The 13,189-nt window shown below is 56.3% G+C and carries 10 protein-coding genes; all 10 read right to left on the bottom strand.

The window, feature by feature from the left end:
* Positions 1-1,134 precede the first annotated feature (1,134 nt).
* On the bottom strand, positions 1,135-1,776 hold the full coding sequence (locus P8T57_RS15210) for a bifunctional 4-hydroxy-2-oxoglutarate aldolase/2-dehydro-3-deoxy-phosphogluconate aldolase (protein ID WP_007090845.1): 642 nt from the start codon (positions 1,774-1,776) through the stop codon (positions 1,135-1,137).
* 22 nt (positions 1,777-1,798) lie between these two features.
* A complete protein-coding gene (glk, locus tag P8T57_RS15205; RefSeq protein ID WP_097050756.1) occupies positions 1,799-2,737 on the bottom strand; it encodes a glucokinase in 939 nt (312 codons plus the stop codon).
* Positions 2,737-4,575, bottom strand: a complete 1,839-nt coding sequence (gene edd / locus P8T57_RS15200) for a phosphogluconate dehydratase (RefSeq protein WP_341363588.1) — start codon at positions 4,573-4,575, stop codon at positions 2,737-2,739. The genes glk and edd overlap by 1 nt, the downstream gene beginning before the upstream one ends.
* Before the next feature lie 5 nt (positions 4,576-4,580).
* The gene (pgl, locus tag P8T57_RS15195) at positions 4,581-5,375 is read right to left on the bottom strand and encodes a 6-phosphogluconolactonase (protein WP_341363587.1); all 795 of its coding nucleotides are present in this window, start codon (positions 5,373-5,375) and stop codon (positions 4,581-4,583) included.
* A gap of 4 nt (positions 5,376-5,379) precedes the next feature.
* A complete protein-coding gene (zwf, locus tag P8T57_RS15190) occupies positions 5,380-6,885 on the bottom strand; it encodes a glucose-6-phosphate dehydrogenase (protein WP_341363586.1) in 1,506 nt (501 codons plus the stop codon).
* A 149-nt stretch (positions 6,886-7,034) separates the two neighbouring features.
* Entirely contained in the window at positions 7,035-8,165 is a 1,131-nt protein-coding gene (gene ugpC, locus P8T57_RS15185) for a sn-glycerol-3-phosphate ABC transporter ATP-binding protein UgpC (RefSeq protein ID WP_341363585.1), read from the bottom strand.
* A 26-nt stretch (positions 8,166-8,191) separates the two neighbouring features.
* Positions 8,192-9,820, bottom strand: a complete 1,629-nt coding sequence (locus tag P8T57_RS15180; RefSeq protein WP_341363584.1) for an alpha-glucosidase — start codon at positions 9,818-9,820, stop codon at positions 8,192-8,194.
* Between the two features lie 37 nt (positions 9,821-9,857).
* A complete protein-coding gene (locus P8T57_RS15175) occupies positions 9,858-10,697 on the bottom strand; it encodes a carbohydrate ABC transporter permease (protein ID WP_341363583.1) in 840 nt (279 codons plus the stop codon).
* 1 nt (position 10,698) lies between these two features.
* On the bottom strand, positions 10,699-11,622 hold the full coding sequence (locus P8T57_RS15170) for a sugar ABC transporter permease (RefSeq protein ID WP_007090837.1): 924 nt from the start codon (positions 11,620-11,622) through the stop codon (positions 10,699-10,701).
* 137 nt (positions 11,623-11,759) lie between these two features.
* Complete coding sequence (locus tag P8T57_RS15165; RefSeq protein WP_341363582.1) at positions 11,760-13,034, bottom strand: ABC transporter substrate-binding protein; 1,275 nt, start codon at positions 13,032-13,034, stop codon at positions 11,760-11,762.
* Between the last annotated feature and the right edge of the window lie 155 nt (positions 13,035-13,189).

The raw sequence follows: 13,189 nt of genomic DNA, 5'->3' as shown, positions 1-13,189 counted from the left end.
CAAACGATCCAATCCCGCCAAGCCAAACCCGCTGCCCCCGACACCCCCAAACGCCACCGACCAGACGAACCGCGCCCTGAACCCTGCTGCCTCGAACAAACACCCGCCGCCCTCAGTTGACCCGAAACGCACCTCACCCCAAACGGCAACCACGTTGCCGCATGGCAGGCACAAATCCCGCCAGAGATGACCGACCTTTCGGCATGTTCGAACGGTCCACCAGCCCGCTGGCAACCGATCCCGCCAGCCCCTCCGGGCAAACGATCCAATCCCAACAAGCCAAACCCGCTGCCCCCGACACCCCCAAACGCCACCGACCGGACGGACCGCGCCCCGAATTGCCCCGAGCAAACACCCGTCGCTCTCGGTTGCCCCAAAACGCACCTCACCCCAAGGGCCACAGCGTTGCCGAATGGCAGGCACACAAATCCCGCCATCGATGACCGGCCTTTCGGCATGTCCGACGCACCATCGGCCCGCTGACAACCGATCCTGCCAGCCGCTCCCCGCCAGCCAATCCCGGCAACCCGGCCAGCCGACCCCGTGCCGATCCAATCCGGGCGCAATTCGGGCCCGCTGATTCTCGGCATTGTCACGCTTCATCGACCGGACTGGACCAAACCAGACCAGCCTCGCCCCGGCTATCCCAGCCCCGAACAAACGCCCTTGCCCTAAGGGCACATTTCTCCCGTCATGATAAACACCCGTTTTTCGTAAACTTCCCGCTGCCTTACGGCACGAACACACCACCACCGTAATGACTTTTCCATGCGCCAGAGATGCTCCTTTGGCGATGCCACCCCCGCCATTGCGGCCTTTCAGATCGCTGCCCTGTCATCGTCTCATTCCTGTTTTTGCCGCCCGAAACGCAAAAACCCGCAAAAGCGAATCACGCTTTGCGGGTTTTGTCTCCGGACCCATTTGTCCTGTTGACTTTATCTTTATGCCACAACAAAAAGAACAAATCAAGAACTTTTTCAAAAAAACCGGAAAAAGTTCCCAGAAAAAGCTCAGTGCAGCGAGAAGATCATATTTATCAATGCCTTGGGCATGACCATCCTATTCCCCCGCCAAAGCCTTCATCGCAAAAGGAGCCCGAACCGGGCTCCTTTTGTGGGTGTTTATCCCGGCCAATCAGCCGCGCAATTCGGCAACCTTGTCAGTGGCTTCCTGTGCCAGGCGGGTGATGGTGGCCCAGTCTCCGGCCTTGACCGCATCCTTGGGCGCCACCCATGAACCACCCACGGTGATGATGTTTGGCAGGGCCAGATAGTCACCAAGATTTGCCAGCGACACACCACCCGTCGGGCAGAATTTGACCTGCGGCAGCGGCCCGGACAGGGCTTTGAGCATCGAAACACCGCCCTGCTGTTCGGCGGGGAAGAATTTCAGCATGTCGTAGCCATGTTCAAGCAGATACATGATCTCGGACGGGGTTCCGGCCCCCGGAAGCAACGGCACGCCGGTATCCTTGGCCGCCTTCAGAAGGCTTTTGGTATGGCCGGGCGACACGGCAAAGGCACAGCCGATTTTTGCCATGCGTTCCATTTGCTTGGCATTGATCACGGTGCCTGCGCCGGTAATGGCATCAGGCACTTCGGCGATGATGCGTTTGATGCTTTCTTCGGCTGCGGCACTGCGCAGTGTGATTTCAAGCACCGGCAAACCACCGGCCACCAGCGCCTTTGCAAGCGGAACGGCATCATTGGCGTCTTCGATCACCAGAACCGGTACGACCGGGGCCTTGGACAGAATTTCGCGTGACGAAAGGCTCATTGGGTATCCTCCAGTTTATCGGTCAGGCCGTCAAAATCCTGGCACAACCGATCAGGGCCGGGTATTTCGCCGTCATCAGGCGCACCGGCACATCATTCATCAAATCATGGAAACGGCCCTTGGCGATCATACGATCCTTAAGGCCGCTTTGTTTCATAAAACCGGCAATCCGCGGACCAATGCCGCCGCCGATAAACACACCATCAAACGCGCCAAGCGTCAGGACCAGATCACCGGCCACCCCGCCCATGAACAGACAGAACCGATCCAGCACCTTAAGGCAAAGTGGATCGTTTTTCTGCATGGCATTTTCAACGATTTCCGCCGCACTAAGCGGTGTGACGTCGATCCCGTCAATGGCGGCAAGCGCACGATAAAGGTTTTCAAGCCCCATGCCCGACAGGATACGTTCCGCCGACACACGGCCCAGTTCAGCACTCAGGAATTTGACGATTTCATAATCAAGATCATCGACGGCGGGCAGTGACACATGGCCGCCTTCGCCCTGGATCGGAATCCAGTGATCGTCATGGCGCAAAAGCCCCGAAACGCCAAGCCCGGTCCCCGCCCCGATCACCGCCAATGGCAATCCCGGACGACCCGGCCCGTCAAACAGCGTAATCAGGTCTTCGTCGCCAAGATAAGGCACGGACATCGCAAGACCGGTAAAGTCATTGACCACCACCAGACGATCCAGACCGAATTCAGCCTTCAGCGCGTCCTTGGAAAACACCCACGGATTATTGGTGAATTTGATGATGTCTGCGGATGCCGGGCACGCCACGGCAACCGCAAATTCATTCAGATCCGCGCAATCGGTTTTCACCATGAAATCGCGCATGGCATCGCCGATGGTCGCATAATCGCGGACCGGCAATGTCATCGGTGATTGCGGATCGCCATTTTCGTCAATCCAGGCAAAGCGGGCGTTGGTACCGCCGATATCACCAACCAGCCGCATTATGCTACCTCGACCTCGACAGCCCCCGGAAGCACCGCACTGGCCCCCATTTCGGCCAGTCCGACATGTTCGCGGAACACACCAAACAATTCACGACCGAAACCGGTCTGATGTTCGGCCTTGTTATCAAAGGTCGCAAAGTCGCGCTTGGCCAGTTCGGCCTCGGTCACGTTCAGGATCAGTTCGCCGGTTTCGGCATCCAGACGCACGATATCGCCGTCTTTTACCTTGGCAATAGGACCATTCATCATGGCTTCGGGGGTGACGTGGATTGCCGCCGGGACCTTGCCCGACGCACCCGACATGCGACCATCGGTGACAAGGGCGACCTTGTAACCAAGGTCCTGCAACACGCCAAGCGGCGGGGTCAGTTTGTGAAGTTCCGGCATCCCATTGGCCTTCGCCCCCTGGAAACGCACAACACAGACAACGTCGCGATGCAGTTTGCCGTCCTTGAACGCCTGCATCATTTCTTCCTGCGAGGTAAAGACCGCAGCCGGGGCTTCGATCACGCGGTTTTCCGGCTTCACCGCCGATACCTTGATCACCGAACGGCCAAGGTTCCCCGCCAGCATGCGAAGGCCGCCATCGGCACTGAACGCCTTTTCGGCCGGGCGCAGGATTTCCTCGTCATGGCTGGTGGCCGGGGCATCACGCCACGACAATTTGCCATTATCCAGATACGGCTCGGTGCCATAGGCCGCCATGCCACCGGTATGGATGGTCTGAAGATCAGGATGCAGAAGACCGTTTTTCAGAAGGTCGCTGATCACAAAGCCCATGCCGCCCGCGGCGTGGAAATGGTTCACATCGGCCTGCCCGTTCGGATAAACGCGGCACAGCAAGGGCACAAGTTTCGACAATTCATCAAAATCTTCCCAACGAAGTTCGATACCCGCCGCACGGGCCATCGCCGGAAGATGCAGGGTGTGGTTGGTCGATCCACCGGTCGCCAGCAGACCGATAATGCCGTTCACGAATGCCTTTTCATCGAGAATTTTGCCAACCGGACGATAATCGTTGCCAAGCTTGGTGATCTGAAGCGCACGACGGGCGGCTTCTTCGGTCAGGGCATCACGCAGATCGGTGTTTGGATTAACAAACGCCGCACCGGGCAAATGCAGCCCCATGATTTCCATCAGCATCTGGTTGGAGTTCGCCGTACCATAGAAGGTACAGGTCCCCGGGCTGTGATAGGACGCGGTTTCCGCTTCAAGCAGTTCCTTGCGGCCGACCTTGCCCTGCGCGTAAAGCTGCCGGATGCGGGCCTTTTCATTGTTGGGCAAACCCGACGGCATCGGACCGGCTGGCACAAACACCGCCGGAATATGGCCATAGGCAAGCGCGCCCATGACAAGACCCGGTACGATTTTATCGCAGACACCAAGATAAAGGGCGGCATCAAACACATCATGGGACAGCGACACCGCAGTCGACATCGCGATCACGTCGCGCGAAAACAGCGAGAGCTCCATCCCCGGACGGCCTTGCGTCACGCCATCGCACATGGCGGGCACGCCACCGGCAACCTGTGCGGTTGCCCCGGCTTCGAACACGGCCTTTTTGATGCGGTCGGGATAAACGCCCAGCGGCTGATGGGCGGACAGCATATCGTTATAGGATGTCACGATGCCCAGATTGGCACCTTCGTCACCATTGATGCGTTCCTTGTCCGCCGCACTGCAGCCCGCAGACGCATGGGCAAGGTTGCCGCATGACAGGGATGAGCGATGCGGACGGTCGGATGCGGCGGCTTCGATGCGTTCCAGATATGCCTCGCGGGTGGGTTTGGAACGTTCGATGATGCGTTTGGTAATCTGTTCTAATTCACGTTTCATGGGGTTCAGCCTTTCGGGTTCTCGGCGCTCCACCACAGATCGACGGGGATGTCAGTCTGCTGCAAGATTGCGCGAACCGGCATTTCTTCGATCTCGGTGCCGTTTTTCGCGGTTTCAAAGGTCGACCATTTGGATTGTCCGGTAATATGGATGCCAATATACCGGGCATTAAGGATGGCGGGCAAAGTCATGCTGATGCGCGGGACCGGGGATACGGTCGGGCGCGCGGCGGCAACCAGTTCGCCATGGGCGGGATAAAGTCCCTTTTGCAGGGCATCAGGCGCGGATGACGGGAACAGGGATGCCGTATGGCCATCATCGCCCATGCCCAGATACACGATATCAAGCGGCCAGTTCAAATCGGTGCGAAGGCGGCTTGAAACCGTTGAAATTGCGTCTTCGGGATTGGCATCGCCGGTTTTCAGCGACACAAAACGCGCATGCTGGGCCTCGTTGATCAGGAAATGATCGCGAACCAGCTTTTCGTTCGACTGATCGTCATCCAGCCCCACCCAGCGATCATCGCCAAGGGTGACGGTGACTTTCGACCAGTCCAGTTTGACGGTCGAGAGTTTTTCAAAAAGCGGTTTGGGGAAACGTCCACCGGCCACCGCCATGCTGGCATGGCCGCGTGTGGCAATGGCGAATTCAAGGCGTTCCACGGTTTCCTTGACCATGGCCGCAAGCATGTCATCGCCGCTTTGGAAAATGCGTTCGTTTGTCATGTCTTCGTCCAGAAAATTGGGAACCGGTTCATCGTCACGCAAGGCCGCCACACCAAAAGGTGTTGCGCCCCGCATGTCATCAGAACCCGGCTTCTTCGTTCCAGGTCCGGCCGTCACGCTCGATCAGCGCAATGGCCGCCGAAGGCCCCCACGTGCCCGAGGTATAACCCTTGGGCGTGATGTGATTGCTTTGCCATGCTTCCTGAATGGCATCGACCCACTGCCAGGCAATATCCTGTTCATCACGACGGACGAACAGTGTGTTGTTGCCATCAATCGCATCGAGCAAAAGACGCTCGTAAGCATCCGGGCTTCGACCACCGAACGCCTCGGCAAAGGACAGGTTAAGCGCGGTCGGGCGCAGGCGCACAAGACCCGGCCCCGGGTTCTTGGTATTCAGAACCAGATGGATGCCGTCATCAGGCTGCAAACGCAGAACAAGGCGGTTGGCCTGATAATTGGTCATGGATTTTGCCAGCGGGAAAATCTGGTGCGGCACATCGCGGAACTGGATGACAATTTCCGAATGACGTTTCGGCAACCGTTTACCCGTCCGCAGATAGAACGGCACCCCGGCCCAGCGCCAGTTATTCAGTTCGGCCCGGATGGCAACGAATGTCTCGGTGGTGCTGTCGATATTGGCACCTTCTTCTTCAAGATAGCCCGGGACTTCCTTGCCGCCAACGGCACCATTGCGGTACTGGCCGCGCACGGTGGCACTGTCGATATTGGAATCGTTGATCGGTTTCAGTGCCTTGAGCACCTTGACCTTTTCATCGCGCACCGCGTCCTGATCCAGAACATGCGGGGCTTCCATCGCGACAAGGCAGAGTAGCTGCAACATATGGTTCTGAACCATGTCGCGCATCGCACCGGCATCGTCATAATAGGACCAGCGCCCTTCGACGCCGACTTCTTCGCCGACCGTGATCTGCACATGATCGATATGCGCGCTGTTCCACAGCGGTTCGAACATGGCATTGGCAAAGCGCAGGATCAAAAGGTTCTGCACCGTTTCCTTGCCAAGATAATGGTCGATACGGAAAATCTGGTGTTCTTCGAAGACTTCACCGATCTGGCCGTTGATTTCACGGCAGCTTTCAAGATCGTGGCCCAGCGGCTTTTCAAGCACAACACGCGAATTGGGCGTTACCAGACCGGCTTTCTTGAGGTTAAAGGCCATATCGGCAAACAGCGACGGGCTGGTCGAGAAATAATAGACGCGGTCGCGATCCGACTGATCGGAAAGCTTTTCATGCAGGATTTTAAACCCGGCTTCATCCCCGGCGGAAACCTGAACATAGGCGATGCGGGCTGCAAATTTTTTCCAGACCTTGGCGTCAAATTCGCCTTTGGGAATGTATTTCTTTCCGGCTTCTTCCAGCTTGGCGCGGAATTCTTCATCGGAATGTTCGCTACGTGATGCGCCGAAAATACGGGTGGTATCATCGAAACGCCCGGTACGTTCCATTTCGTAAAGTGCGGGGAAAAGTTTGCGTAACGCCAAATCTCCGGTCCCACCGAAAATCACGATATCAGCGATACGATGCTTCAGCCGTTGGCGCTGCGTCGTCGTTTGTGTCATCTTGCCCTAAGCCTTCCAAGCGAACTGCTTTGCTCTCACTCGTTTCCTCCCCGTCGTAAAGGTGGGATCCCGAGCCCGAAGGGCTCTGGCAAACGACCGGGCCACGGTATTTACCGTGTTGGCAGGTGCCGGGTTTCCCCCGCCACCGCCTATCCTGTTGCCAGCTGGGCTCTGAGCGGTTCGTTATCCACATCAAGGCGCCGTCTGGCTTGTCCGTTCTGATCGAACAGATAGCAATCTTCCACCCGGGCATGAATGCCGATGGATGATCCTGTTACAATTGCCGTATCACCCGTGACACGGGCAACAAACAGTTCGTCCCCATCGGCCTGCACATAGACGAGACCCGCCTCGCCCAGATGTTCAACCACTTCGACCGTTCCTGACAGCATTGCCGTGTCCTGATCGGCAAGGCTGCAATGTTCCGGTCTGATGCCCACTGTTACACGATCTCCGGCGTCAAGACCACTGCCATCAACAGGCAGCGTCACCTCTTTACCGGAATCCAGTTTAACCGTAACAGTTTGTTGCGAAACCCCCATCACAACCGCCGGAACAAAGTTCATTTTAGGCGACCCGATGAAGCCCGCAACAAATTGATTTTGCGGGTGATGATAGAGTTCAAGCGGGGTCCCGACCTGTTCGACCGAACCGGCCCGCAAAACCACGATCTTGTCGGCCATTGTCATGGCTTCGACCTGATCATGCGTCACATAAATCATCGTGGACTTCAATTTTTCATGAAGTTTTGTCAATTCGATGCGCATTTGCACGCGCAAACCGGCATCAAGGTTCGACAGCGGTTCATCAAACAGGAAGACTTTCGGCTTGCGTACAATCGCCCGGCCAATCGCGACGCGCTGACGCTGCCCACCTGAAAGTTCCTTTGGCTTGCGGTCCAGCAATTCTTCAAGTTGCAGCACCCTGGCCGCAGCCATCACGCGTTCGCGTTGTTCGTCCTTGCTTCTTTTCGCAAGATCAAGGCCGAACGCCATGTTTTCATAGACCGTCATATGCGGATAAAGCGCGTAGGACTGAAAGACCATGGCAACACCACGATCCTTTGGCGCCCTGTCATTGACGACCTCGCCGCCAATGGAAAGTTCGCCGTCGCTGATATCTTCCAATCCGGCAATCAGGCGCAGCAAGGTCGATTTGCCACATCCCGACGGGCCGACAAAGACGCAAAATTCGCCATCGCGGATATTCAGATCGACACCATGAATGGTTTCGATTGGACCGAAACGTTTTTTAACCTGCTTAAGAACCACTTCCGACATGCGGGTTCCTCCCTCGACTTGTCGATTTATATCGTTCCGAAATAAAAGCCCCAACCCGGCAGCGAAAGCTGATTGCCGGTAACCGATCCGCTGTTAAGGGCGAAATTCGCATCCGAACGCCCGGGCAAGGTCACGGTCCGGGCATCGGGCGTCGTATTGAACACGCAGATGGTCCGGACCACGCCGGCCATCCGGGCATAGGCAATGACATTGTCATCGATATCGAGCATCTCGATATCGCCATCGATGATTTCCGGATGGATTTTACGCCACGCCAGAAGATCACGATAGAAACTGCGCAATGAGTTGGGATCATCCATCTGTTCGGCCACGGCAAGCGCGCTGTGATCCTGGGGGACCGGCAGCCACGGCGTATCGCTTGTGGTGAAACCACCATGGGGGATATTGGCATTCATCCACGGCATCGGGGTCCGGCATCCATCGCGCCCCTTGAATTCCGGCCACATTTCAATCCCGTAGGGATCCTGCAACAATTCGAAGGGCACGACGGCTTCTTCAAGGCCAAGTTCTTCCCCCTGATAGATGCAGGGCGTGCCGCGCAATGTAGTGTAAAGGGCCGGGATCATGCGAAGGCGGGCATCATTATCTCCGCCCTTGTCCCTGCCCCAACGGGTCGCGACCCGGACAAAATCATGGTTCGACACCGCCCAGCACGGCCAACCGTCGCCAAGAACGTCAAACACATTGCGCAACATCCCGCGGATCAGCGGCGTTTCAAGCGGGCTTTCGAGCAGATTGATCGTATAGGCCATGTGAAGCTTGTCGCCCCCGGCGGTATATTCCGCCATGGTCGCCAGCGAATTGTCAGACCCGATTTCACCGACCGTCGTGGCACCGGGATATTTATCAAGAACCGCACGCAGTTTTTGCAGGAACGCGATATTTTCCGGCCGCGTTTTGTCATAGACATGCATCTGGCGGGTATAGGGATTTTCCTTTGGCGCGCCTTCGGGCCGGTGGGTGCCCGGAACCCATGGCGGATTGTCCCGCAGTTCCGCGTCATGGACATAGAAATTGGCGGTATCGAGCCGGAAACCATCCACCCCGCGACGCAGCCAGAATTCCACATCGTCAAGCAACTGGGCCTGTACATCCGGGTTATGGAAATTCAGGTCCGGCTGACTGACCAGAAAGTTGTGCATGTAATATTGCTGCCGGGTGGTATCGAACTTCCATGCCGAACCGCCAAAGATCGACAGCCAGTTATTGGGCGGCGTGCCGTCCGGCTTGGGATCAGCCCAGACATACCAGTCGGACTTTGGATTATCGCGTGATGACCGGCTTTCCTTGAACCAGACATGCTGATCGGAACTGTGCGACAGGACCTGATCAATGGTGACGCGCAGGCTAAGCGAATGGGCCTTTTCAACCAGATGATCAAAATCGGCCAAGGTGCCAAACATCGGATCGACATCACGGTAATCCGCCACGTCATAGCCGAAATCCTTCATCGGCGAGGTAAAGAATGGCGACAGCCAGATGCCATCAACGCCCAGATCGGCAATATAATCCAGTTTCTGGGTAATCCCGGGCAGATCACCAATGCCATCGCCATTCGAATCAAAGAAACTGCGCGGATAGATTTGATACAGGACGCCACCGCGCCACCAGTCAGGATTTCCGGCCAAAGCCATTTAAGTCACCTTAAGTCATGTGGGACGAGAAGCCGCATCAGCCTTTGACAGCCCCGGCGGTCAGGCCGGACACGATGCGACGCTGGAAAATCAGAACCAGAACAATCAGCGGAACCGTCACGATCACCGATGCCGCCATGATATTGCCCCATGGCATTTCAAACTGGCTGGCCCCGGAAATCAGGGCGATGGCAACCGGCACGGTGCGCTGTTCATTCGTCAGGGTGAAGGTCAGGGCAAACAGGAATTCGTTCCATGCCATGATGAAGGCCAAAAGCCCGGTGGTCACCATGGCAGGCCACATGACCGGCAGGAACACGCGCGTGATCACGGTCCAGGGGCTTGCCCCATCCATCACGGCGGCTTCTTCAAGTTCACGGGGCAATTCGCGCATGAAGGCGGTCAGGATCCAGACCGTGAATGGCAGGGTCAGCATCATGTATGAAATCGCCAGCCCGAACATCGAATTATAAAGCCCAACCGCCCGGATCAGTTCGAACATCCCCGACAGCACTGCGACCTGCGGAAACATCGACACCGACAGGATCGTCACCAGCAACAATCCCCGCCCGGCAAATTTAACCCGCGCAAGCGCATAGGACGCAGTTACCCCCATCAAAAGCGACAGGGCCACAACCATCACACTGACAAAGATCGAATTGAAGATGTTGCGACCGAACGGCTGGCCTTCGAATACCGACAGATAGTTCGAGAAACTGAAACTTTCCGGCAGGTAATTGACGTCAAACAACGCCGATCCGGTTTCGAACGCGGTCAGGATCGCATAGTAGAACGGGAAAACGGCAAAGATCACGATCACCGCCACCAAAAGATAGAACCCCGTCTTCATCATCAGGGATTTGACATTGCGGTTCATCTTAATGTCCCCCTTCGTCAAGCCGGACCCGACCGATCATCATGTAGGCCATGATCGAAAAGGCGATGACCAGAAACAGCAGTGTTGATGCCGCCGAGCCATATCCGACTTCCTGAAAATCGACCAGAAGCTGCCGGGCATAGACCGACATGGTCATGGTGTTCGGATTGTTCGGCGTAAGAACATAAATCACGTCAAACACACGCAATGCATCAAGGGCACGGAAGATCACGGCGACCATCAATGCCGGTTTGATCAGCGGCAATGTCACCTTGAAAAACACCCGGATCGGATGAATGCCATCGACACGGGCGGCCTCGTAACAGTCACTTGGCAGCATCTGGAGGGCCGCCAGTGTCAGAAGCGCCATGAATGGCGTGGTTTTCCAGACATCGACCATGATTACCGCGACCATTGCCGTATCGGGATTGGCTGTCCAGGCAACCGGCGATGCAATCAGCCCCAGTGACATCAGAAGATCATTGATGATGCCGAACTGGTCATGCAGCATCCAGTTCCACATCTTGGCCGATACAATCGTCGGGATCGCCCACGGGATCAGAACCGCCGCCCGAACCAGACCGCGCCCCTTGAATTCCTGATTAAGGACAAGGGCCACAATGATACCCAGCACCGTTTCAAGCGAAACCGAAATCACGGTGAAGTAAATCGTGTTCCAGACTGCCTGCCACCATTCCGGATCGGCCAGAAGGCCGAACGTCTCGCCGTCATAAACCGCATAGAAATTTTCAAAGCCGATAAAGCCATAATTGCCAAGGTCGGAAAGATTTGCATCGGTAAAACCGAAGATGAAAGTCCGCAGCAACGGCCAACCGGCCACTGCGGCAAGAATGACCAGCATCGGTGTTAAAAACAGCCATGCCGAACGCCGTCTTGCACGCGTCAGGGACGAAGCTTGCGCCATGGGAACCGCTCTTGATCTTGAAGGGGGATGATCGATCATGACCGCCATCCATCAAACCGGCCAAAGCAAAGCCGGTACGAAAACAGGATTGGAGCAACACCGGGAAAACAAGAGCCTCCCGGTGTTGCAAACCCTGTTTACCAGCCGGAACGTTTCACACGTTTCAGGTTGCGTTCAAGTCCGGTAATCGCCTGATCGGCGTTCTGCGATCCCGACAAGGATGCATGCACCGCCTGCCAGAACTCGCTTGATACCTGATTGTATTTCGAACCGGTCACGGTTGACGGGCGCGGTGCCGCACTGGTGAATGTCTCGTACAGATCGCCAAAGAACGGATTGGCAGAAAGGACTTCCTCGTCCTTGTAGAGATCGGCAATGGTCGGGTTATAGGAACCCTTGATCGCACGGCGTTTCTGTTCCCCGTAAGATGTCAGGAACTTCACAAGATCGGCCGCCAGTTTCGGATTTTCCGAATATTTCGAAACCGAGAGCTGCCAGCCACCAAGGGCTGCGGCCGAACGGCCGTCTTCAGCGCCTTTGGGCAGGGCAGCAACACCGACCTTGCCCTTGACCGGGCTGTCTGCCGAATTGGCCAATGCCCAGGCATAGGGCCAGTTGCGCATGAAAACCGAATTGCCTGACTGGAACACACCGCGCGCTTCTTCCTCGGCATAGCCAAGAACGCCTTCGGGGGAAATGGTGCCGACCCAGTTTGATGCGGTTTCAATCGCCTTTTTTGCCTGATCGTTATTGATCGAAATATCGCCATTCGGTTCGACCACCGAACCACCATTGAACGAAACCACCCATTCCAGCGCGTTACAGGTCAGCCCTTCATAGGCGCGGCCCTGAAACACATGGCCCCACATCTTGTCATTACCGGCCTTGCGTTCGCCTTCCTGAATTTTCTGAGCCGTCGCAGTCAGCTGTTCCCAGGTTTCAGGAACGCTTTCGCCGTACTTTTCCAGCAGATCCTTGCGGTAATACAGCACGCCTGCATCCGTGTACCACGGCATTGCGACCAGCCGGTCTTCAAAGGTATTGTTGGTAACAATGGCCTCAAAGTGCTGCTTGGCCTCGTCCGCCATGTATTCGTTAAGATCGATGAAGTGGTTGCCAAGAATCCCCGGCCAGATCACATCAATCTGGAACACGTCGATATCGGATGATCCGGCAGCAAGAATCTGCTGATACAGCGCCAGTCGTTCGGTAGTCGAATTCGGGGTGGAAATTACCGCAACTTCGTTGCCGGTTTGCTTTGCCCATGCATCGACACCTTCCTGGCAAAGCGCAAGTTCCTGGCCGACGGCACCACAGGAAATAGAAATTTTTGCGGCATTGGCCGGTCCGGCCATCACGAAAGCTGCGCCAAGAACGCCCGCCGTTGCGAGCAATTTTTTCATCAAGGTCATTGAGACCTCCCTAGGATGTTATCGGTTTTCCCATACAGCTTTTGGCAGCTGCTTTTGTTCGTTTTGATTGGTCTTTTTGTCCGGGTCGGGCACCCGTACCGGAACCCCAGATGCAATCACCGGCTGCAATCTGTTTTGGTGATTGCTTCCCGGCG

Source organism: Thalassospira sp. SN3W (assembly GCF_038070535.1).
Taxonomy (GTDB): Bacteria; Pseudomonadota; Alphaproteobacteria; order Rhodospirillales; family Thalassospiraceae; genus Thalassospira; species Thalassospira xiamenensis.
Note: the sequence above shows the minus strand (reverse complement) of the source record. Positions and strands in the feature narration are given on the sequence as shown.